Here is a 23182-nt window from a genome sequence, read left to right as displayed (position 1 = left end):
TATGCTAGAATAGGTGGGAACGTTTGCAATTTGCATTCAATGAAGTGCTCGTACTTTTAGCATATTGATAACACTGCTATAATGGTGGAAACACAATTGCGGTGAATATTTTATTGAAAAGGTGTGTGAGAAAGGTGGATTTAAATAAAATAACTAGTCCATCCTTTTTAAAAAACTTAAATAAGAAGGAGCTTGAGCAACTTGCACAAGAAATTCGTACCTTCTTAATCGAAAAATGTTCTGTCACAGGTGGGCATATCGGGCCAAATTTAGGTGTAGTTGAACTTACGATAATGCTGCATAAAATGTTTGACAGTCCAAAAGATAAGTTTTTGTGGGATGTTGGCCACCAAGCTTACGTGCATAAAATTTTAACAGGTCGTGCGAGTCAATTTGACACACTACGTCAGTTCAAAGGGCTTTGTGGATTCCCGAAGCGCGTGGAGAGTGAACATGATGAGTGGGAAACAGGTCACAGCTCGACGTCCTTATCAGCAGCCATGGGTATGGCAGCGGCACGTGATATTAAAAAAGAACATAGCTATGTAATCCCTATTATTGGGGACGGTGCTTTAACAGGCGGAATGGCACTTGAAGCGTTAAATCATATTGGACATGCAAAAACAAATATGATTGTCATTCTGAATGATAATGAAATGTCCATTGCACCAAATGTTGGAGCATTACACAATGTATTAGGTCGTTTACGTACAGCTAAGGAATACTCAAAAGCGAAGGAAGAGCTAGAGTCACTTATAAATAAAATTCCAGTGCTAGGAGGCAAGCTTGCTTCTACTGCAGAGCGCCTTAAGGACAGCTTAAAATATTTAGTGGTGTCCGGTGTGTTTTTTGAGGAGCTAGGTTTTAAATATCTGGGCCCAATTGATGGACATGATTTCGAAGCCCTAGAAATGACATTATCACATGCTAAAAAAGTGAAAGGGCCTGTTTTGGTCCATGTCATTACAAAAAAAGGAAAGGGCTATAAACCTGCCGAGGATGATACTATTGGTAATTGGCATGGGACAGGTCCCTATAAAATTGAAAACGGTGCCTTTGTTAAATCTGAAGCAAAAGGACCAGCGTGGAGTAGTTTAATTGCAGAAACGGTTCGTAAAATTGCTCATGAGGATGAGCGAGTAGTGACGATTACGCCAGCAATGCCTGTTGGGTCGAAGCTACAAGGTATTCAAAAGGATTTCCCAAATCGTTTCTTTGATGTAGGAATTGCTGAACAACACGCAGCAACGATGGCTGCAGGGCTAGCTACTCAAAAAATGAAGCCGTTTTTAGCCATTTATTCTACATTCTTGCAACGTGCATATGACCAAGTATTACATGATATTGCTCGTCCAAACTTGAATGTTTTTATCGGCATTGATCGTGCTGGTTTAGTTGGAGCGGATGGAGAAACCCATCAAGGTGTATTTGATATTGCTTTCCTTCGCCATATTCCAAACATGACTATTATGATGCCAAAAGATGAAAATGAAGGTCAGCATATGGTAAAGACAGCGATTGAATATGATGGTGGCCCAATTGCTCTTCGTTATCCACGTGGGAATGGGATTGGCGTACCATTAGATGAAGAGCTTATCGCTTTACCAATTGGAAGCTGGGAAGTCTTGCGCGAGGGGAAAGACGCATCTATTTTAACATTTGGAACGACGATTCCAATGGCAATGGCGGCAGCTGAAATGCTGGCACAACAAGGTATTGAGATTGAAGTAGTTAATGCTCGCTTCATCAAGCCAATGGATGAGGAAATGCTACATCGTATTTTATCTAGTCATAAGCCAATTTTAACGATTGAAGAAGCTGTCCTGCAAGGTGGATTTGGTAGTGGCGTATTAGAGTTTGCTCATGATCATGGCTATCTAAATGCACTTATTGATCGCATGGGAATTCCAGATCAATATATCGAACATGGTAATGTAGATCAGTTACTCGCAGAAATTCATATGACAGCAGAGGATACGGTTGCACGTATGCACGTATTACTTCAACAAAAACAGCAAGTAGGTTTGAATAAATAATGACAAAACAACCAAAAGAAAGAGTAGATATTTTACTTGTAGAGCGTGGGCTTTGCGAGACAAGAGAAAAAGCAAAACGATCCATTATGGCAGGTCTTGTTTTTTCAAATGAAATACGTATTGATAAGGCAGGAGAAAAAATTGCCATCGATGCGCCTCTACAAGTGAAGGGCTCTGATTTAAAATATGTTAGTCGTGGTGGCCTAAAGCTTGAAAAGGCCCTACAAATTTTTGATATGACTGTAGAAGGAAAGCTAATGCTTGACATTGGCTCCTCTACAGGCGGCTTTACAGATTGTGCCCTACAACATGGAGCAAGACATTGTTATGCATTGGATGTGGGCTCTAACCAGTTAGCTTGGAAAATTCGCTCGGATGAACGTGTCACGGTCATGGAGAAAACCAATTTTCGCTATACAACAGCCGCTGATTTAACGGAAGGGCTACCTGATTTTGCAACCATTGATGTTAGCTTTATTTCCTTATCGCTCATTTTACCTGTATTAAAAACATTGTTGCTTCCAGGTGGCGATGTGATGGCATTAGTGAAACCACAGTTTGAAGCTGGGAAAGACAAGGTTGGTAAAAAAGGTATTGTTCGTGATAAAAAAGTACATCTCGAAGTATTGGAAAAAACAGCTGCTATGGCAACAGAAATTGGCTTTGTTGTAAAAGATGCCTCCTTTTCACCTATAACAGGAGGGGAAGGGAACATTGAATTTTTATTCCATTTAGTGAATCCTGTCGGTGATGAAATAATTCCTTCATATACAGCTTTTAATGCACTCGTTGAAGAAGCGCATAATTCTTTAAAATAACACGTGCTCGCTTATAGAGCCGTGTTTTTTCTTGTGCTTTTTTGTTGAAAATGGTAGTGTGATTATACACATATACAATTATTTATAAGAGGTGATCTCGTTGAATAAAGGACAACGACATATACGAATTCGAGATATTATCGCCAATCATGAAATCGAAACACAAGATGATTTAGTCGATTTTTTAAAAGAAGCAGGCTATAATGTGACCCAAGCAACGGTGTCACGAGATATTAAAGAGCTACATTTAGTGAAAGTACCGTTACAGGATGGTCGCTATAAATATAGCTTACCCGCAGATCAACGTTTCAACCCAGTCCAAAAATTACATCGTGCATTAGCAGATGCATTTGTCAGCATTGATGGAGCATCTCACTTTCTAGTGATGAAAGCTCTTCCAGGTAATGCAAACGCGATTGCATCTTTACTTGACCATTTAGATTGGCCAGAAATTTTAGGTACAATTTCTGGGGATGATACCATTTTAATTATTTGTCGTAATGAAAATGAGCGTGAAAATACAAAAAATCGCTTATTAGACATGCTTTAAAAAATGGGGAATTTGATTCAGAGGTGACAATTTGTGTTAAGAGAGCTTAGTATTCGAAACTTTGCCATCATTGAGGATCTGACAGTAAGCTTTTCAGAAGGTTTAACAGTACTTACAGGGGAAACAGGTGCTGGGAAATCCATCATCATTGATGCTGTGCATTTACTTGCGGGTGGACGAGGCAATACTGAATTTATTCGCCACGGTGCAAGAAAAGCAGAATTAGGTGGCTTATTTCAAATTTCAAGTTTAGCTCATCCTGTTCTGAAAAAATTAGAAGAAGCAGGCATAGAAATTGAAGAAGATAGCATTATTTTACGACGGGATTTAAATGATTCTGGTAAAAGCATTTGCCGAGTAAATGGAAAGCTTGTGCCATTATCGGTACTTAGAGACATTGGCGCTAGCCTTATTGATATTCATGGTCAACATGAAAATCAAGAGCTGATGGATGAAAAGCAGCATATTAATTTACTCGACCAGTTTGCGGAGGAAGAACTGTCCCCTATACAAAAAACATATAGTGAACAATATGAAGAATATCGTTTACTAAAAAAAGATTTAGCTTCCATATCGATTGATGAACAATTGATGGCACAACGTATTGATTTGTACCAATTTCAAATAAAAGAGCTAGAGGAAGCCAATCTAAAGTTGGGTGAGGAAGACGACCTTTTAGATGAACGCCGTCGTTTGATGAATTTTAATAAAATTTTTGAACGTTCTAGTGCAGCCTATGATGCCATTCAAGGCGATTCGAAGGGACTTGATTGGATTGGTAATGCTATGGGTGCTTTAGAAGACGCCGCGACGGTTGACGATCAATTCAAAGAAGCATCTGAAGCTGTGACATCTGCATTTTATGCCTTACAAGATGCAGCCTATCAGGTCAAAAATGTGTTAGATGACTTAGAGTTCGATCCAGCACGTTTAAACGAGGTTGAGCAGCGTTTAGCACTATTCCAAAATTTAAAACGCAAATATGGTTCGACACTGGAAGAAATCTTAGCGTATTATGAGAAAATTAAAACAGAATTAAATGAATTGTTGAATCGAGATGAAATTTTGCAGGTCAAAGAACGCCGAGTGCTAGAGATGGAATCGGTACTTAATGAACTTGCTGAAAAACTTTCGGCGGTACGTAAAACTGCTGCCCATCAATTGAGTGAAGCCATAATGGCAGAATTACGTGAACTACATATGGAAAAAGCAAAATTTATTGTTAATTTCGATGAATTACCATATTTCGATGCCAATGGAAAAGATCAAATCATTTTCTACATCTCCACAAACGTTGGAGAACCACCAAAATCGTTACCCAAAATTGCATCTGGCGGTGAATTATCGCGAATGATGCTTGCATTGAAAACGATTTTCTCTTCCTCAAATGGTATCACCTCCATTATTTTTGATGAGGTCGATACAGGTGTAAGTGGTCGTGTAGCGCAAGCCATTGCAGAAAAAATCGCAGCGATTTCCGTTAATTCTCAAGTATTATGTATTTCTCATTTACCACAGGTTGCGGCTATGGCTGATCATCATTACTTTATCAAAAAAGAGGTGGAGCATGATCGAACGTTCACTTCGTTATCGGAAATTGATCAAGATGCTCGAATTGAGGAAGTTAGCCGTATGATGTCTGGTACAGAAATTACAGCTTTAACATTACAGCATGCAACAGAGCTTTTAAAAATGGCAGATGAACGAAAAAAACAAATGCGTTAATCTTTATTCCAGAAACAGTCACGCTGTTTCTGGGTTTTTTCTTTTTGCACAAATATTTACCGCTTATAAGAATGGCACAACAACACATAGTAAAAAGACAAAAATGAAAAGGAGGTGTCGTATGAATCGTCATTGGCGTCAATTAGTCATTTTGCCTATGCTCATCTTTTTGTTAGTGATGCCTGTACAAGCTTTAGCCGCCAAAAAGCTTATACCAATGGGTGAAGCAATTGGGATCCAGCTCCAATTATCACATGTATTTGTCGCACATGATGTATTATTAGCTTCGAATCAGTGGATGAAGGGAGGAGCAGTCATTGAAAAAATAAATGATATCCCTGTTAAATCTCTTGCTGATGCCAAACAAGCTGTGGCAAAAAAAGGCCAACAAAAATGGACGATCAATAGTGAAGGCCAACAAGTTACATTGGAATTACAAAATCAAGAAGCAGAGCATGTCATTTCCTTTTTAAAAGATGAAACAGATGGAGTAGGAACACTGACTTATATTGATCCAGAGACAAAAAATTACGGAGCACTAGGTCATCAAATTGTCGATTCAACCCTACAAGAAGCCCCTGTTTTTAAAGCTGGCTCCATTTTTTTAGCTTCCATTCAACAAATTCGTAAAAGTACACCGGGCCAACCAGGCTATAAAATATCCTCCATTGAGAAGCATCAAGAACGACTCGGCAGTATAGATAAAAATACTATTTATGGTATTTTTGGCCGTTGGGAAGACGGTTATCAACAAAGATTACCCAAAGCCATTGAAATTATGCATGAAAAAGATATAAAAACTGGGAAAGCCGAAATTTATACGGCTATTGAAGGCAGTAAGGTGGAATCTTTTTCGATTGAAATTACAAAGGTTGAAAATGAACGCCTTGAATTTATAGTATCTGACGAAAAGCTCATTGAAAAAACAGGTGGTATTTTGCAGGGAATGAGTGGCAGTCCTATCATTCAAGACGGTCGTTTTGTCGGTGCTGTGACGCATATGTTTGTTGAAGAGCCGAAAAAAGGGGCGGCACTAACTGTAGCAGAAATGTTAAGAAGATCTTCATGAATTATGTCTGGTAAGAATTCGCTTCATTTTCAGGGGCAACAAAAGCCCAGGGAAAGAAGCGAATTTTACCCTTTTTTCTAGGAATTCAACATGTATTTCTAATAATTCCCTGAAGGAGTCATGATATTTAAAAAAACTGTAGTTTTATCAACTAATTTTATCTAAAATAAGTAATAAGAGCATTCGACTAGTTGCAATTATTTATCGTAACTTGTCGATAAAAAAAGAAAGTATCGGACTACATACTCATTTTTGAAAATGAAAAAGGTTTTTAAAACAAAAATGTCGAAAATTCCACAGTGTGCCAAAAACGGCATTTAGGGGTTAGGTTAACGCTTTGAGGTGTTCAAAGCAAGTCCAGAAGGAGGAATTGAAATGACAAAAGTAAAAGTAGCGATTGCTGATGATAATCGTGAGTTATTAAAAACAATGGAGCAGTATTTTCAAGGACATGCCGAAATAGAAATTATTGCAACAGCTTCAAATGGAAAAGTTTGTCTACAAATGCTTGAGGAATTTACACCAGATATTTTACTTCTAGATATAATAATGCCTCATCTTGACGGTTTAGCTGTATTAGAAGCCATGTATCAAAACGAAAAAATGTCATCTATCCAAGTTATTATGCTAACAGCTTTTGGTCAGGAAGATGTCATGAAACAGGCGGTAGATTTAGGGGCTTCCTATTTCATGCTGAAGCCATTTGAATTCGATCAATTGGTACAAAAGATTCTACATTGTGCTGGACAAAAGGCGACACTACCAAAAAAGACAAGCGTGTTACAACCGACAGTACCTCAAAAATTAAATCAGCATCAATTAGACAGTACGATTACTGCAATCATAAAAGAAATCGGTGTACCTGCACATATTAAAGGTTATTCTTATTTACGTGAAGCCATTCAAATGGTATTTGAAGATATAGAATTATTAGGATCTGTCACGAAAATTTTATACCCAGAAATCGCGAAAAAATTCAATACAACGCCATCCCGTGTGGAACGTGCAATTCGTCATGCCATCGAGGTCGCATGGAATCGTGGCAATTATGAATCGATTTCGTCGATGTTTGGCTATACAGTGCACCACCTAAAATCCAAGCCAACCAATAGCGAGTTCATTGCCATGATCGCAGACAAAATCCGTATTGATATGATGGCTAGCTAAGCGTGCTATATTGGTGTTTTTAGCGTGTAGCTTAGCGGAGAATGTCCGGTAAACCTAATTTATTACGAAAATGATAACGCCTTTTTAGACAGTTTACGTCGACTGTTTGAGGGGCGTATTTTTTATGTCCATTATTAACGAATTTGTCCTTTTTAGAAAGGTTCATGCAATGAAGTTGTGAATCAAAAAAGCATTCTTTCGCAAAAACCTCTTTTTAGAGGATTAATATGGTTAATTTTGATAATATGACATAAATTGATTAATAGTAGTATTAAATATCAAAATTAAGGGGATGAGATACTTGAGTAGGAGTAAGTTATTCGTTATTTTTTTAGTATTTATTTTAGTTGGAGTATTTGCAGCAGGTTTTTATACATTTAATGATGCACTAGTTGAAAAAACAGTGAAAATTGATGAACAAAATATTGTTGAAAAGAACGGAGAATACTACCTGTTAATTGATGAGCGTGAGTTAATATTACCGAAAAAGTATTACGATAAAATCGAATTAGAAAAATACAACGAATACAAAGTTAAATATGTTTACAATCGGTTAAATAATGATGGTGAAGTCGTGATGCTAAAAAGATATGGTGAACAGCCATGGGGTAAATAATGGTGTGAGACTGTAAGCCCTTATCCATTTTTTATAAGCTAAACTTATACGCTGGTGTTCAATTCATCATTACAAAACTCGGTAGCATTGATTAGGGAATTTAATCGATAGTTTTACAGAAAATGCTGTAGAAATATCTTAACTGAATAACGAGAACTGGAACAATCAAAGAAAAGTCGGCATATTAGTTACTCATTGCGATTGTATTCGTTATACTAAAACAGGTGATGAAAATGAAAAGTGTAAATTTCCAACTAGATGGAATGAATTCGATAGAAATAACGCAAATTGGGGAGGAACTATTTGAGGTACGTTTAGCATTAGATGGTAAAATTAGTATGCACTATATGACTCATGAGCAATTAGCTCAACTAGGCTGCACTTTCCATATTGAAGGAGGTATAGGTAGCTTGTTGAATAACTAAAGGTTCAAAATACCTATATAAAACTACTATTAATAGAGATGAACCCACTTGCTATCTTTCCATAGCATACTATTCCTCCAAAATAATTAAATGGAATTACTTTGAATTAAAAGGAAAATTTAATAAAAAAGCAGATAAATAAACATTTAAATAGTTAAAATTGTTTAATTTTATTTGTTGGAATGAAATTTTTGGCGGATTTTTTAATAATTGAGTAGTACTATTTTCTTTCTCGGTAGTGACAATGGTCTCTAAACAAATGTAAGGGGATTGTATATACTTACATATAGAGGGAAGGAGGAGGTAGCTTGATTCTAGTTCGGAATGACAACTTTGAAATTTCTGAAGAAAATGGCAAGGTATTTATGCTTACTTTTAGTGCCGGATTCCCATTAAAAGAATTTGATAGCATCCTACGTAGTCATCCACGACTTAAATTATCTAATTTTTCAATTTTAAAAAACGTGTTATCAACCCCAAACACAAGCCCAGTTGAAATTGGACGCTGGCTTCCGAATGTTGAAGCGGAGATCGCACGTGATAAAATGTCAGCCTCTATTTTTATATATGAAACACAAGAGTATATTCAAAATAATAAAGAAAAATTGACACAGCAAATACGAGAAACACTTGAAGAAAAAGGAATTGTTTACGGAATAGTAGACTTTGATATTTCAAAGGCTGAATCAGGAAAAGCATTTTTAATTGCTCAAGGCGAACAACCTATAGCAGGGATGGATGCACAAATTACATATTTGCCTAAACCGGAGAGAAAACCGGTCATTCGAGAAGACGGTAAAGCCGATTACTATGATATGAATTTTATTTCAGAAATTTCAGAAGGCTCGTGGCTTGGTGAAAAGATTCCTGCTACATTAGGTAAACCAGGAAAAAACGTGCTTGGTGAAGTAGTCGCTGCTGTACCTGGGAGAGATTTTCCTATTAAATACGACACAAAATCGGCCTATGAAGTGGAAGAGGACGGGAAAATCGTCATTCGCTCTAAAATTGCGGGTGTTTTAGATGATGTCAAAGGAATGATTGGTGTAAACAGACACCTTCCTATAAACGGTGATGTTGGCGTGGAAACAGGCAACCTAGAATTTAATGGTTCTCTCAGTATTAAAGGAACAGTAACAAATGGTTATACGGTTATTGCAACTGGTGATATTTCAATCGATGGTGCCGAAGGTGTAAGCGGTGCCAAATTGATTAAATCCATAGAGGGGGATGTTTATATTCGGGGAGGGATTTTTGGACTTGGTTCAACAGTAGTGGAAGCGGGTGGCAATATATTTGTTAAGCATGTCAATGAAGCGAATTTATTTGCAGGTGATAGTATTCATATTGGTTTTTATGCGCTAGGATCACAGCTTTCTGCCCATTCTATTTATGTTGATGAACGAAAAGGTAAAATCATTGGTGGGCGAGCAGTAGCAAAAAATACGATCGTCACAGCCATTTCTGGAAACCGTCTAGAACGCCGAACGGATTTAATCATTGAAAGCATCAATAAGCAAGAAAATAATTCAGTCATGCAAGAAAAAGCAGCCCAGTTAAAACAGTTGCAAGCAGAAATTTTAGCACATGAGAACAAAATGAAAAGTCTATTGCCATTTCTCAATCAGATGTCTAAAGAACAAACTGCTTCATTTGAAGAGACAAAACAAGCCTTAACCAAATTAAAAGCTGAAGCAGTGGAGTTAGATCGTGAAATTAAGCTATTAATGGATGAAATGCGCCATGTAGGGAAAGAAGAGATTGTAGTGACAAAAGAAGCACATCCAGGTACTTATATTCAAATTGGCAGAAAGTCATCGTTATTAAGCAAAATGACGAATGGTAAATTCCTGCTAGAATTTGGTGAGCTCAATGTCTAATTCTTGTATTCCTGTATTTGCACATCGAGGTGCTTCTGCTTATGCACTAGAGAATACTCTTCAAGCTTTTGAAAAGGCGATGGAGCTAGGGGCTGATGGCATTGAATTAGACATTCAATTTTCTAAAGAGGGATTACCCGTAGTGTATCACGATCCACAGCTATCAAGACTTGTGGGCAGCAATAAACTGGTGAGCGATTGTACGATGGAGGAGCTTCTACATTTTAAACTTGGCAAGCCTTGGAGACGTCTATTTTCATCGTATAAAATGCCGGCATTTGAGGCAGTTTTAGTGTGGGCAAATATGCATCAGATGCCATTGAATATTGAATTAAAATCAACCATCTTAGACAATAAGAGAGGGCTGATTAATTTCCTACAGGGGTTAGTTCTGCCAGAGGGGAGTCATTTTTCATCCTTTCACTATGAGCTTTTAGAGATTGTTAAAAAACATAGACCGGAATTTGAAACGGCCCTTATAGCCACAAAAAAAATCAAATGGGATCTTCTAGCTGATTATAAAGCAGCTGATACTGTGCATATGCATAAAAGGTACTATAAACCAAGATACTTGGAGGCTTGTGTTATAAATGAAAAAGCCTGTCGTTTTTATGCGATTGATGGCAGTGAACTATTTTTAACGAATCCACATCATGCTGTCATTGGATGGATTACGGATTATCCTGATAAAGTCATCGCAGTACAAGAACGTGTATAAAAATAGCTATCCAGTAAGTCGAGTGTGACTTATTTGGATAGCTATTTTTATTTCTTTTGGAAGCGTGGTGCTACTTTTCCATTTTTTCTGTCGCGATGTAGTAAAAATCCTGCGAAAAAACCAAAGCCTATCACGAAGAATATAACACCAACTACAAATTGTAGCCATAAAAATGGGAATGGCGAAATAAGCTTACCAAATAATGTATCACGCATAAATTTAATGCCACCTGCAGCCATAAGACCTGGAATAAGCATTACAATAAATGCAGCTAAACGGGCCATACTACCCCTCCTTATTCCTATGATTAATTGTACCTGTGGATGGTGGAATGTCAAGGAAGGTAGAAACGAATATAATATTTTCGCATAAAAACGAGGAGGGACAGAAAGTAGCATTTGTAACTGAATGTTTAGAAAATTCTTACTTAAATAAGAATATGTAATAATAGTTGCGAAATTGTGAATTTGTCAGTATTGTAAAAATAAGTGGAGCAATATTATCCATTACTAAACAATTTTTTCTTCAAGCATTGGGGTCTAAACACCTACTGAATAAGAGGGGTTCAGAGCTAGTTAAGAGATAACGCTAAGAGGAATAGATTGTTAGACAAAACATGATGGGATGGGCATTTGGGGATGCACTTTCCAAAGCAAAGGGGCGAGTTTCATGGAAATCTTCAAGTATATGGAAAAGTATGATTATGAACAATTGGTATTTTGCCAAGATGAAGCATCAGGGTTAAAAGCGGTTATCGCTATCCATGATACAACACTAGGACCAGCACTAGGTGGAGCACGAATGTGGACATATGCATCGGAAGAAAATGCTATTGAAGATGCGTTGCGTTTAGCACGAGGAATGACTTACAAAAATGCTGCAGCTGGTTTAAACCTTGGCGGTGGAAAAACGGTTATTATTGGAGACCCATTTAAAGATAAAAACGAAGAAATGTTCCGTGCGTTAGGTCGTTTCATCCAAGGATTAAATGGACGTTATATTACTGCTGAAGATGTAGGTACAACTGTTTCAGATATGGATTTAATCCATGAGGAAACAAATTATGTAACAGGAATTTCTCCTGCATTCGGTTCTTCAGGTAATCCATCACCTGTAACAGCTTATGGGGTTTACCGTGGTATGAAAGCGGCTGCAAAAGAAGCATTCGGTTCCGATTCATTAGAAGGATTAAAAATTTCTGTACAAGGTCTAGGAAATGTAGCCTACAAGCTTTGCGAGTATTTACATAATGAAGGGGCAAAACTTGTTGTAACAGATATCAATCAAGCTGCAATTGACCGAGTTGTCAATGACTTTGATGCGATGGCTGTAGCACCAGACGAAATATATGCACAGGAAGTTGATATTTTCTCACCTTGTGCTTTAGGTGCCATTTTAAATGATGAAACAATTCCACAATTAAAAGCCAAAGTAATTGCTGGTTCTGCTAATAACCAATTAAAAGATTCACGTCATGGTGACTATCTACATGAATTAGGTATTGTTTATGCGCCAGACTATGTTATCAATGCTGGTGGCGTTATTAACGTTGCAGATGAATTATATGGTTATAATCGTGAACGTGCAATGAAACGCGTGGATGGAATTTATGATAGTATTGAAAAAATCTTTGCGATTTCAAAACGAGATGGCATTCCAACATATGTGGCAGCGAATCGCTTAGCAGAGGAACGCATTGCTCGCGTAGCAAAATCTCGTAGCCAATTCTTAAAAAATGAAAAAAATATTTTACACGGTCGCTAATAGACACAGTAAAAACATTATAGAAGTCGCATTGTCGACTTCTTCTAATTTTCAACAAGAAAAAAGACCATGAATAAAGTGAAGCTAAAGTTTTTCTGTAGCAAAAACGGACGTTAAAAAATTGGCAAAGTGATTGTTAAGTAAATAGAGACTTTAGCACTTTTCTCAAAAGGGGGAATAAACATGGCTCAAAATTATGATGTTGTCATTCTAGGTGGCGGTACCGGCGGATATGTTGCAGCCATCCGAGCTGCGCAGCTAGGTTTGAAAACAGCAATTGTTGAACGTGAGCGTTTAGGTGGTACCTGCTTGCATAAAGGCTGTATTCCGAGTAAAGCCTTACTTCGAAGTGCAGAAGTATATCGAATGGCCAATAAAACGGCTAGTGAATATGGTGTCGATATTGCAGGCGTGACACTTCAATTTGACAAAGTTCAAGCTAGAAAACAAGCAATCGTAGAGCAATTAAGCCAAGGTGTGAATACACTGATGAAAAAAGGCAAAATAGATGTTTATCACGGCACAGGGCGAATTTTAGGACCATCTATTTTCTCACCAATGCCAGGCACAATTTCTGTTGAAATGTCCAATGGTGATGAGAATGAAATGCTTGTTCCTACAAATGTTGTGATCGCAACTGGCTCGAAGCCTCGAGGGATGGCCGGTTTAACAGTTGATGGGCAATACGTACTAAATTCAGATCATGCCTTAGAGTTAGCAAGCTTGCCAAAATCATTATTAATCGTCGGTGGCGGAGTAATTGGCATTGAGTGGGCATCTATGCTTTGTGATTTTGGTGTATATGTAACGGTTGTAGAATATGGTCCATCTATTTTACCTGCAGAAGATGCAGACGTTGTAAAAGAAGTGACGAAGCAACTTGAAAAACGAGGTGTTCGGATCGTTACGAATGCTCGATTAGATACTACTACCTTCAAAATTGAAAATGATAACGTTTTCATTTCGGCGAAAGTGAATGATCAGGAAGAAATATTTGAGGCGGATAAATTATTACTTTGTGTAGGACGTGAAGCGAATACGCAAGGTATCGGGTTAGAAAATACGGAAATCGAAGTTGAAAACGGCTTTATTAAAGTGAATGATTCTTATCAAACAAAGGAATCCCATATGTATGCCATTGGAGATGTCATTGGTGGCTTACAATTAGCACATGTTGCCTCTCATGAAGGTCTATCAGCCATTGAGCACATAGCGACAGGTAAAACAAAGACATTGGATGCTCTCAATGTACCGAAATGCGTTTATTCTTATCCAGAGGTTGCAAGCATTGGTTTAACAGAAGGTGCTGCAAAAGAGCATGGCCATTCTTTAAAAATCGGTAAGTTTCCGTTTAAGGCCATTGGTAAGGCTCTTGTAAATGGAGAGACTGAGGGCTTTGTCAAAATAATCGCTGATAAAGAAACAGATGATATTTTAGGTATTCATATGGTAGGACCGCATGTAACAGATTTAATTGGGGAAGCATCGTTAGCGAAATTATTGGATGCCACACCTTGGGAAATTAGTCAGGCTATTCATCCACATCCATCCTTAAATGAGGTTTTAGTGGAATCTGCTTTGGCAGTAGATGATCGTGCTATCCATTTTTAATTTTCTGAATTTCTTAGCTAAACTATCCAAAAGTGGGGATATAGGATAAGATAGTTATTTCTCTATAATACGAAAGGGGTGTTCGTATGCAAGATGTTCAAATCAAACATGAAGAATTAGGTTTGTCAAATGAAGATGTACTTGCTATGTTCGAAACAATGTTAATGGCCAGAAGATTAGATGAGCGTATGTGGTTATTAAACCGTTCTGGTAAAATTCCGTTTGTTATTTCCTGTCAAGGGCAGGAGGCCGCACAAGTAGGAGCAGCCTTTGCACTTGATAAAAACAAGGATTATATCGCACCTTATTATCGTGATATGGGTGTTGTATTACATTTTGGAATGACACCAAAAGAATTGATGTTGTCTGCTTTTGCAAAAGCAGAAGATCCAAACTCTGGTGGTCGTCAAATGCCAGGTCACTTTGGTCAAAAGAAAAATCGTATTTTAACAGGGTCATCTCCTGTTACAACGCAAGTTCCACATGCAGTTGGTGTTGCACTGGCTGGACGTCTACAAAAAGAAGATTTTGTTTCTTTCGTTACGCTTGGTGAAGGCTCATCCAATCAAGGGGACTTCCATGAAGGAGCAAACTTTGCAGGTGTTCATAAGCTACCAGTTATTATTATGGTAGAAAACAATCAATATGCTATTTCAGTACCCGTAGAACGTCAATTAGGCTGTGCCAAAGTATCTGATCGTGGAATTGGCTACGGAATGCCTGGAGTGACAGTTGATGGGAAAAATCCGTTACAAGTGTATAAAGTGGTGAAAGAAGCCGCAGACCGCGCACGTAATGGGGAAGGGCCAAGCTTAATTGAAACGGTAACATATCGTTTAACAGCCCATTCATCAGATGATGATGACCGTCAATATCGTACGGCTGAAGATATTGCTGAAGGTAAGGCTAAAGATCCGATTCTATTATTCGAAAAGTATTTAATGGATGCTGGCGTTATGACAGAAGCAATACGAACTGAAATTGAAGAGCGTGTTATGGCTGAAGTTAATGAAGCAACAGATTATGCAGAAGCGGCTCCATATGCACAACCAGAGCATGCACTTAAATATGTTTATGCACCAGTGGACGGAGGTGACGTGTAATGGCAGTAATGTCTTATATTGATGCGATTACATTGGCAATGAAGGAAGAGATGGAACGTGATGAACGTGTTTTCATTTTAGGGGAGGATGTTGGTCGTAAGGGCGGTGTATTTAAAGCAACTACGGGTCTGTATGATCAGTTTGGTGAATACCGCGTCCTTGATACACCTCTTGCAGAAAGTGCTATAGCTGGGGTAGGTATCGGGGCTGCGATGTATGGCATGCGTCCAATCGCTGAAATGCAATTTGCCGATTTCATTATGCCAGCTGTTAACCAAATCGTCTCGGAGGCAGCTAAAATTCGTTACCGTTCTAATAATGACTGGTCATGTCCAATGGTCATCCGTGCACCATTTGGCGGTGGCATTCATGGGGCGCTTTATCATTCACAATCTGTAGAAGCACTTTTTGCTGGTACACCTGGTTTGAAAATTGTCATTCCATCAACACCCTATGATGCAAAGGGCCTGCTGAAAGCAGCTATTCGTGATGAGGATCCGGTATTATTTTTCGAACATAAACGTGCGTACCGTTTAATTAAAGGTGAAGTACCATTAGACGATTACACATTACCTATTGGTAAGGCAGATGTGAAACGTGAAGGGGATGATGTAACAGTTATTACCTATGGTTTAGCTGTACATTTTGCTCTACAAGCAGCGGAACGTCTTGCTGCTGATGGTATTTCTGCTCATATTCTTGATCTACGTACTGTTTATCCACTTGATAAAGAGGCGATTATTGAAGCAGCAAGTAAAACAGGAAAAGTTTTACTTGTTACAGAGGATAATAAAGAAGGTAGTATCATGAGTGAAGTTGCAGCAATTATTGCAGAACATTGTTTATTTGAGCTTGATGCACCAATTCAACGTCTAGCAGGACCTGATGTGCCAGCTATGCCATATGCACCAACAATGGAGAAATATTTTATGATTAATCCTGAAAAAGTTGAACGTGCAATGCGAGAACTTGCGGCATTTTAGTAAATCACACAAGGCTGTTTAAAAAAATGAAAGCCTTAGACGGAAGTACAGATTTTGACTTGATCATAAAATAGTCAAAATCTGTCTTGTTGCCTATCTATGTTTTATGATTTAGCGCGACATTAGATACAATGACGCCTAGGCTTAATTGATGGGAGGAATAAAGGATGTCAGTTCAAAATATTACAATGCCTCAACTCGGTGAAAGTGTAACAGAAGGTACAATTGAAAAATGGCTTGTAAAGCCTGGAGATACAGTTAAAAAATATGATCCACTAGCAGAGGTCGTAACAGATAAGGTAAATGCAGAAATCCCATCCTCATTTGAAGGGGTTATTACGGAGCTTATCGCGCAAGAAGGTCAAACATTACCAGTTGGAGCCGTCGTATGCTCTATTGAAATAGCAGGGGAAGGTGAATTACCACCACCGCCTCAAGAAAAAAAATCTTCAGTAAGCTCAGCTATTTTAAATGCAGGGGTTCAAAAGAAGCAGGAGGCACCTCAACCAGCTCCTACGCCTTCAGCTACGCCAAAAGAAGTACGCAAGGATAAAGTGCGCTACTCACCAGCTGTTCTTCGTCTTGCCCAGGAGCATGATATTGCACTCGATCAAGTAACAGGAACAGGCGAGGGTGGTCGTATTACAAGAAAAGATCTGCTTAAGCTCATTGAAACTGGCAATATTCCAACAGCAAATGATGTCGTGCCAGCACCATCAGCTGTTCAAACAACATCAGATGCTACTGTAGCACCAGCTCAGCAGCAACAAGCAGAAAAACCAGCAGCACCAGCACAACCTGTTCACCCAGGAGATATTGAAATTCCAGTGACGAAAGTGCGCCGTGCCATTGCAAATAATATGGTAAGAAGCGTTCATGAAGCGCCACATGCTTGGATGATGATGGAAGTGGATGTAACAGATTTAGTAGCTTACCGTGATAGCTTAAAGAATGAATTTAAGCAAAAAGAAGGCTTTAATCTTACATATTTCGCCTTCTTTGTAAAAGCAGTTGCTCAAGCCTTGAAGGAGTTCCCAATGTTGAATTCGATGTGGGCAGAAGATAAAATTATCCAAAAGCATGACATCAATATCTCGATTGCGGTAGCGACAGATGATGCCTTATTTGTCCCTGTTATAAAACACGCTGATGAGAAATCCATTAAAGGAATTGCTAAAGAAATCCATGAGCTTGCAATAAAAGTTCGTACAGGAAAATTGGCAATGGATGACATCACAGGTGGTACATTTACAGTTAATAATACGGGAGCATTTGGCTCAGTTCAATCAATGGGTATTATCAATTACCCACAAGCAGCAATTTTACAAGTGGAAAGTATTGTAAAGAAACCAGTTGTTTTACCAGGTGGAATGTTTGCTGCTCGTGATATTGTGAATTTATGTTTATCATTAGATCATCGAGTACTTGATGGACTTGTATGTGGCAAATTCCTAAATAGAGTAAAAGAAATACTCGAAAATACGAATAAATCTTCAACGTCAGTCTACTGATGACTCGTCGGAAACCTGCTGTATAAAGGTTTCCGATTTTTTTTATGCTTTTCGAGTCGCTATTTGTCATGTAGAATAACAAATAGAAACTACTAAGGGGGGAAGCTGATTAGCGTCCGCATGTCAAACAACATGAAAAATATTGAATTTGAAATACCAGCCTATTCAGACTGGCAAGATGCAGCAATCAAAGCTTTAAAAGGGAAACCATTTGAGTCACTATTTACGAAAACAAATGAAGGTGTTACACTACAGCCACTTTACACACAAGAAAGCTTAGTAGCAAAGCTTGGCGAAGAGCTTGATTTACAAGTTGCCACAATCCGTTCACAACAAAATAATCAAGTTTTTCAGGTGGCACAGCAAATTCATGCTGATACAAGTGAAGCTTTTTTTGCTCAACTTGAAGATAGTTTAGCACGAGGCAATGAAATTATTACGATTGATAGCCGTGTGAATTTTGTTTGGACAGAAGAAGTATTGGTCAAATTAGCATCATATTTCTCTGAATATTCATTTAAAATTACTATTCAAAATTCAAAAGACCCATTATTAGCAGTATTCGATCATATAGTAGAGGATCAACGAGAGGCAGTTAAAGGATTCATTGTTTCGAAAGATCCTATTTCTTTAGGTGCTTTTCCGAGCGTGCGCTCAGTCAGTGCAGATACAACTGTTTATCATAATGAAGGTGCCAATGCAGTACAAGAATTAGCCTATGCACTTGCATTAGCAGCAAAATTTGCCGAGCAGGAAGATAGCTTTGAAGCCTTTTCGAAGAAGTTTTTTGTCTCGTTTGCTATTGATACACAATTCTTTACGGAGATTGCAAAACTTCGTGCTTTTAAAGTACTTTGGAAAGCGTTCTCATCTGCTTATGGTGTGTCAAACAATGTAAAAATCCCAACAGTTGCCGAGACATCGTTAAGAAGCTTTTCTAAATTAGATGTTTATGTCAATTTATTGCGTTCTTCAAATGAAGCGCTTTCGGGATTAATCGGTGGTGCCGACCTCTTTACTGTTCATCCACATGATGTATTAACGAAGCCTACGGAGCAATCTATTCGTATTGCCCGTAATGTATCATTAATTTTAAAAGAAGAAACAAATGTCCTGAAAGTAACTGATCCTGCAGGCGGTTCTTATTTCATTGAGTCGTTAACAGCGGACTTTGTGAAAGAAGCATGGGCATTATTTTTAGAAATTGAGGCAGCCGGTGGAATTGATGAATACACAGCATCTGGTAAGCTGGCAGAGGAAATAGAAAAATCCTATCGAACTCGTATAAATGCTGCAGAAACACGCAAGCAATCATTAATTGGAACAAACATTTATGCTAATCCAGCCGATGCCCTTGAACAGGAAACAAATCCATTATTTGCTGACATTAAGCGTATCGCCATTCCATTTGAAAATCTGCGTGGAAAAATGACAGCAGCCCATGTCCAAACAGGCATTCTAGCAATAGGTACATTAAAAAGCGCTAAGCCACGTGCCGATTTTGTAGCTGGTTTCTTAAATACGGTTGGCCTAGTTCCCGAAAAAAGCGAGCCAGTAACAACTGTTGAAGAGGCAGTAGCATGGCTAAAGGCAACAGAGGCTAGATATGTGGTGATTGCAGGTAATGATGAAGATACAAAAGAGCTTGTACCAGCCATTTTAGCTAATAAACCAGCAGATGTGATAGTAGATGTTGCTGGTAAATTTAAAGACGAAGAAGAAGCATGGTTAGCAAATGGCTTAAACGGCTTTATTTTCGCAGGACAGAATATCATTGAAAAATTACAGTCTGTGTTCGCGAGCATGAAGGAGGTCCAACGATGAGCAAGCCAAATTTTAATGCAGTAGAAATAGAAAAAGTTTTAACAACTGAAGCACCTCAAGCGTCTGAAGACAAATTTATGACGAATGAAGGAATTGAAATTAAAGATATCTATACAAAAGAAGATATTAAGGAAGCTAAACATTTAAACGACGTAGCTGGTATTGCACCTAATACACGTGGTCCATACCCTACCATGTATGTAGCTCGTCCGTGGACAGTTCGACAATATGCAGGTTTTTCAACTGCTGAAGAATCTAATGCCTTTTACAAACGAAACTTGGCAATGGGGCAAAAAGGGCTTTCTGTAGCATTCGACTTAGCAACACACCGAGGCTATGACTCAGATCATCCACGTGTAACGGGGGATGTAGGGAAAGCTGGTGTAGCTATCGATTCTGTTGAGGATATGAAAATCCTTTTCGATCAAATACCGTTAGACCAAATGTCCGTTTCTATGACAATGAATGGAGCAGTATTACCAGTTCTTGCATTCTATATTGTAGCAGCGGAAGAGCAAGGGGTAACTCCAGAGAAATTAGCAGGTACGATTCAAAACGATATTTTAAAAGAATACATGGTGCGTAATACATATATTTACCCACCAGCTATGTCGATGAAAATTATTGCAGATATTTTTGAATATACAGCAAAGTATATGCCTAAATTTAACTCTATTTCGATTTCTGGTTACCATATTCAAGAAGCAGGCGCAACGAATGACATTGAGCTTGCATATACATTAGCAGATGGCTTGGAATATGTACGTACAGGGTTAAAAGCAGGGATTGATATTGATGCATTTGCACCTCGACTATCGTTCTTCTGGGCAATTGGCATGAACTATTACATGGAAGTTGCTAAAATGCGCGCAGCACGTCGTATTTGGGCACAGATGATGTCAACGTTTAATCCAAAAAATCCAAAAACATTAGCATTGCGAACACATTCACAAACATCTGGTTGGTCTTTAACCGAGCAAGATCCATTTAATAATGTTGCACGTACGCTAATCGAAGCGAATGCTTCTGCGATGGGGCATACACAATCTCTTCATACGAACGCACTAGATGAAGCAATTGCTCTTCCAACCGATTTCTCTGCCCGTATCGCTCGTAATACTCAGCTATTTTTACAAGAAGAAACAGCGATGACGAAAGTGATTGATCCGTGGGGTGGTTCATACTACGTCGAGAAATTAACAGACGAAATCACAAAATCCGCTTGGGCACTAATCGAAGAAATTGAAGCCCTTGGCGGAATGGCCAAAGCAATAGAAACTGGACTTCCAAAAATGAAAGTCGAGGAAGCCGCGGCTAAACGTCAGGCGAAAATCGACTCTAAAACGGAAACCATTGTCGGGGTAAATAAATATCGTTTAGCAAAAGAAGAGCCAATTGATATTCTCGATATCGATAATACAATTGTACGCCAAAAGCAAATTGAACGTTTAGAAGCAATGAAGGCAGCTCGAGATGAAGCGGAAGTGCAAAAACATTTAGCTCGTTTAACGAAAGCTGCTCAAGATGGGGAAGAAAACTTACTTGCTGTAGCAGTGGATGCAGCGCGTGCACGTGCCTCTTTAGGTGAAATTTCTGATGCCATCGAAGCGGTTTCTGGACGTCATAAGGCCGTAATTCGCTCTATTTCTGGTGTTTACTCTGCAAACTTCTCTGATGAGGAGCAAATTGCAGAAGTAAAACAAATGACAGAAGAATTCCTTGAAAATGAAGGTCGTCGTCCACGTATTTTAGTAGCCAAAATGGGACAAGATGGACATGACCGTGGTGCTAAAGTTGTTGCAACAGGCTATGCTGATTTAGGCTTTGATGTGGATATTTCACCATTATTTATGACACCAGCCGAGGCAGCTCAAATGGCTGTTGAAAATGATGTTCATGTCATTGGGGTATCATCTCTAGCAGCAGGTCATAAAACATTGGTCCCTGAATTGGTTGCAGAGCTTGAAAAATTAGGACGCGGAGATATTATCATTATCGTTGGCGGTGTTATTCCAGCGCAAGATTATGAATTCCTTTATAATGCCGGCGCAGTAGCTATTTTTGGACCAGGTACAGTAATTCCTGTATCCGCACAAAAAATTATAGAAGAAATCTACAAACGTTTAGGCTATGAGGAAGTGTCTGAATAATGGACAAAAATAAAGAAATGGAAGACAGTGCGCTATTTGTCATGGACGGAGTCGAGGCAACTCACGACGGTATGCAATATGGTACACCGAAAAAATTCCGAAAGAAAAAGGCCGACAATTTGAATATACGAGAGCTTGCACAACAGGTACGTGCGGGCTCTCGCACCCATTTGTCAAAAGCCATTACCCTCATAGAAAGCTCTAATGCAACCCATAAAGTGCAAGCACAAGAGCTATTACAGGAGCTGCTCCCGCATACAGGGAATAGTATTCGAATAGGCATTACAGGTGTTCCAGGAGCAGGGAAGAGTTCCTTCATTGAAGCTTTCGGAACAATGCTTTGTGAAATGGGGAAACGAGTTGCTGTCCTTGCGATTGATCCAAGCTCTTCATTATCCGGAGGAAGTATTCTTGGGGATAAAACGCGCATGGAGGAGCTCGTCAAGAAGCCTACTGCATTTGTCCGTCCATCCCCATCAGCAGGTACCCTAGGGGGTGTTCATAAAAAGACACGTGAAACAATGTTAGTTTGTGAAGCGGCTGGCTATGATGTGATCTTAATTGAGACCGTTGGTGTTGGGCAAAGTGAAACCTATGTCCGTGGGATGGTTGATTTCTTCCTATTACTCGTTTTAACAGGGGCTGGCGATGAGCTGCAAGGCATGAAAAAAGGAATCATGGAATTAGCGGATGCCATTATCGTGCATAAAGCGGATGGTGATAATGTTCGTTTAGCCAAAAAAACAGTTGCAGAGTATAAGCAAATTTTACATTTTTTACAGCCTGCCACACCTGGTTGGATGTCAACATCGATGCCAGTGAGTTCACTAGAAAAACGGGGACTTGATAAGGTTTGGGCGACAATTGAACAATTCAAACAAATTGTGGAAGACAATCAATATTGGGCTACTCGACGTCAAAATCAAACAAAAGAGTGGTTCCAAACTATGATTACTGATCATCTAATTGATTTATTTTATGGGAATCCACAGCGAAAAGCCCATGTACAGCTGCTTGAACGCCAAATTTTAAGCGGACAATTGACAGTCACACAGGGTGTTGATCGTTTATTTAGCGAAGAGCAGGAAGACAAGTAAACTAGTCATATTGAAATCTTAGTAAAATCAAGTGATTTGTGTTGAGCAAGAAGGTGCACAAATTCTTTGCAAACTGCTATGATAAGAGATGTATGAGCGTCAAATACCAACTATATAAAATAAAGCTAAAATGAC

The 23182-nt window shown here is 38.7% G+C and carries 19 protein-coding genes; 18 read left to right on the top strand and 1 reads right to left on the bottom strand.

The genetic code is table 11. The features are described from left to right. The first annotated feature begins 134 nt into the window (after window positions 1–134). The 10 genes from dxs (at window position 135) to OU989_RS13790 (ending at window position 11004) form a co-directional block, all read left to right on the top strand. Window positions 135–2036, top strand: a complete 1902-nt coding sequence (dxs, locus tag OU989_RS13835) for a 1-deoxy-D-xylulose-5-phosphate synthase (protein WP_274793621.1) — start codon at window positions 135–137, stop codon at window positions 2034–2036. Beyond that, entirely contained in the window at window positions 2036–2854 is an 819-nt protein-coding gene (locus OU989_RS13830) for a TlyA family RNA methyltransferase (protein WP_274793620.1), read from the top strand. The genes dxs and OU989_RS13830 overlap by 1 nt, the downstream gene beginning before the upstream one ends. 100 nt (window positions 2855–2954) lie before the next feature. Continuing rightward, window positions 2955–3404 (top strand): transcriptional regulator AhrC/ArgR, encoded by a 450-nt coding sequence (ahrC, locus tag OU989_RS13825; RefSeq protein ID WP_004231170.1) that lies wholly within the window; start codon window positions 2955–2957, stop codon window positions 3402–3404. A 33-nt stretch (window positions 3405–3437) separates the two neighbouring features. Next, the gene (gene recN / locus OU989_RS13820) at window positions 3438–5129 is read left to right on the top strand and encodes a DNA repair protein RecN (protein WP_274793619.1); all 1692 of its coding nucleotides are present in this window, start codon (window positions 3438–3440) and stop codon (window positions 5127–5129) included. A gap of 121 nt (window positions 5130–5250) precedes the next feature. Then, window positions 5251–6198: a SpoIVB peptidase S55 domain-containing protein gene (locus tag OU989_RS13815; RefSeq protein WP_274793618.1), complete on the top strand. Its 948-nt coding sequence runs from the start codon at window positions 5251–5253 to the stop codon at window positions 6196–6198. 375 nt (window positions 6199–6573) lie between these two features. Next, the gene (spo0A, locus tag OU989_RS13810) at window positions 6574–7365 is read left to right on the top strand and encodes a sporulation transcription factor Spo0A (RefSeq protein WP_274793617.1); all 792 of its coding nucleotides are present in this window, start codon (window positions 6574–6576) and stop codon (window positions 7363–7365) included. Between the two features lie 301 nt (window positions 7366–7666). Then, window positions 7667–7981 (top strand): hypothetical protein, encoded by a 315-nt coding sequence (locus OU989_RS13805; RefSeq protein WP_274793616.1) that lies wholly within the window; start codon window positions 7667–7669, stop codon window positions 7979–7981. Window positions 7982–8214: 233 nt separating this feature from the next. Further along, window positions 8215–8406, top strand: a complete 192-nt coding sequence (locus OU989_RS13800) for a hypothetical protein (protein ID WP_274793615.1) — start codon at window positions 8215–8217, stop codon at window positions 8404–8406. Between the two features lie 308 nt (window positions 8407–8714). Continuing rightward, window positions 8715–10286 carry a flagellar assembly protein A gene (locus OU989_RS13795; protein ID WP_274793614.1) on the top strand — a complete coding sequence of 524 codons (1572 nt, stop codon included), beginning with the start codon at window positions 8715–8717 and terminating at the stop codon, window positions 10284–10286. Further along, window positions 10279–11004 (top strand): glycerophosphodiester phosphodiesterase, encoded by a 726-nt coding sequence (locus OU989_RS13790; protein WP_274793613.1) that lies wholly within the window; start codon window positions 10279–10281, stop codon window positions 11002–11004. The genes OU989_RS13795 and OU989_RS13790 overlap by 8 nt, the downstream gene beginning before the upstream one ends. Before the next feature lie 47 nt (window positions 11005–11051). Here OU989_RS13790 and OU989_RS13785 read toward each other — a convergent pair whose 3' ends face one another. Further along, on the bottom strand, window positions 11052–11288 hold the full coding sequence (locus OU989_RS13785; RefSeq protein WP_004231186.1) for a DUF2627 domain-containing protein: 237 nt from the start codon (window positions 11286–11288) through the stop codon (window positions 11052–11054). 385 nt (window positions 11289–11673) lie between these two features. On the opposite strand from OU989_RS13785, the gene OU989_RS13780 reads away from it, so the two are divergent. From OU989_RS13780 to meaB, 8 genes are all read left to right on the top strand, one after another. Beyond that, window positions 11674–12768: a Leu/Phe/Val dehydrogenase gene (locus tag OU989_RS13780; RefSeq protein WP_274793612.1), complete on the top strand. Its 1095-nt coding sequence runs from the start codon at window positions 11674–11676 to the stop codon at window positions 12766–12768. A gap of 183 nt (window positions 12769–12951) precedes the next feature. Next, entirely contained in the window at window positions 12952–14379 is a 1428-nt protein-coding gene (gene lpdA / locus OU989_RS13775) for a dihydrolipoyl dehydrogenase (protein ID WP_274793611.1), read from the top strand. Window positions 14380–14465: 86 nt separating this feature from the next. Further along, complete coding sequence (locus OU989_RS13770) at window positions 14466–15482, top strand: thiamine pyrophosphate-dependent dehydrogenase E1 component subunit alpha (protein ID WP_274793610.1); 1017 nt, start codon at window positions 14466–14468, stop codon at window positions 15480–15482. Continuing rightward, a complete protein-coding gene (locus OU989_RS13765; RefSeq protein ID WP_274793609.1) occupies window positions 15482–16465 on the top strand; it encodes an alpha-ketoacid dehydrogenase subunit beta in 984 nt (327 codons plus the stop codon). The genes OU989_RS13770 and OU989_RS13765 overlap by 1 nt, the downstream gene beginning before the upstream one ends. 167 nt (window positions 16466–16632) lie before the next feature. Beyond that, window positions 16633–17976, top strand: a complete 1344-nt coding sequence (locus OU989_RS13760) for a dihydrolipoamide acetyltransferase family protein (protein ID WP_274793608.1) — start codon at window positions 16633–16635, stop codon at window positions 17974–17976. 120 nt (window positions 17977–18096) lie between these two features. Further along, complete coding sequence (locus OU989_RS13755) at window positions 18097–19800, top strand: methylmalonyl-CoA mutase family protein (protein WP_274793607.1); 1704 nt, start codon at window positions 18097–18099, stop codon at window positions 19798–19800. Beyond that, window positions 19797–21950 (top strand): methylmalonyl-CoA mutase, encoded by a 2154-nt coding sequence (scpA, locus tag OU989_RS13750; protein WP_274793606.1) that lies wholly within the window; start codon window positions 19797–19799, stop codon window positions 21948–21950. The genes OU989_RS13755 and scpA overlap by 4 nt, the downstream gene beginning before the upstream one ends. Further along, complete coding sequence (meaB, locus tag OU989_RS13745) at window positions 21950–23047, top strand: methylmalonyl Co-A mutase-associated GTPase MeaB (protein ID WP_274793605.1); 1098 nt, start codon at window positions 21950–21952, stop codon at window positions 23045–23047. Before scpA ends, meaB begins: the two co-directional genes overlap by 1 nt. Window positions 23048–23182 lie beyond the last annotated feature (135 nt).

The sequence above is a fragment of the Lysinibacillus irui genome (assembly GCF_028877475.1).
Taxonomy (GTDB): Bacteria; Bacillota; Bacilli; order Bacillales_A; family Planococcaceae; genus Lysinibacillus; species Lysinibacillus irui.
This window is presented reverse-complemented; position numbering and strand designations above follow the sequence as displayed.

Excerpts from the sequence above, each read along its gene's own strand:
- OU989_RS13785 (WP_004231186.1), bottom strand. The coding sequence starts at position 11,288 with ATGGCCCGTTTAGCTGCATTTATTGTAATGCTTATTCCAGGTCTTATG.
- spo0A (WP_274793617.1), top strand. The coding sequence starts at position 6,574 with ATGACAAAAGTAAAAGTAGCGATTGCTGATGATAATCGTGAGTTATTA.
- OU989_RS13770 (WP_274793610.1), top strand. The coding sequence starts at position 14,466 with ATGCAAGATGTTCAAATCAAACATGAAGAATTAGGTTTGTCAAATGAA.
- meaB (WP_274793605.1), top strand. The coding sequence starts at position 21,950 with ATGGACAAAAATAAAGAAATGGAAGACAGTGCGCTATTTGTCATGGAC.
- OU989_RS13830 (WP_274793620.1), top strand. The coding sequence starts at position 2,036 with ATGACAAAACAACCAAAAGAAAGAGTAGATATTTTACTTGTAGAGCGT.
- OU989_RS13780 (WP_274793612.1), top strand. The coding sequence starts at position 11,674 with ATGGAAATCTTCAAGTATATGGAAAAGTATGATTATGAACAATTGGTA.
- OU989_RS13765 (WP_274793609.1), top strand. The coding sequence starts at position 15,482 with ATGGCAGTAATGTCTTATATTGATGCGATTACATTGGCAATGAAGGAA.
- lpdA (WP_274793611.1), top strand. The coding sequence starts at position 12,952 with ATGGCTCAAAATTATGATGTTGTCATTCTAGGTGGCGGTACCGGCGGA.
- scpA (WP_274793606.1), top strand. The coding sequence starts at position 19,797 with ATGAGCAAGCCAAATTTTAATGCAGTAGAAATAGAAAAAGTTTTAACA.
- OU989_RS13815 (WP_274793618.1), top strand. The coding sequence starts at position 5,251 with ATGAATCGTCATTGGCGTCAATTAGTCATTTTGCCTATGCTCATCTTT.
- OU989_RS13790 (WP_274793613.1), top strand. The coding sequence starts at position 10,279 with ATGTCTAATTCTTGTATTCCTGTATTTGCACATCGAGGTGCTTCTGCT.
- OU989_RS13760 (WP_274793608.1), top strand. The coding sequence starts at position 16,633 with ATGTCAGTTCAAAATATTACAATGCCTCAACTCGGTGAAAGTGTAACA.
- OU989_RS13800 (WP_274793615.1), top strand. The coding sequence starts at position 8,215 with ATGAAAAGTGTAAATTTCCAACTAGATGGAATGAATTCGATAGAAATA.
- OU989_RS13755 (WP_274793607.1), top strand. The coding sequence starts at position 18,097 with ATGTCAAACAACATGAAAAATATTGAATTTGAAATACCAGCCTATTCA.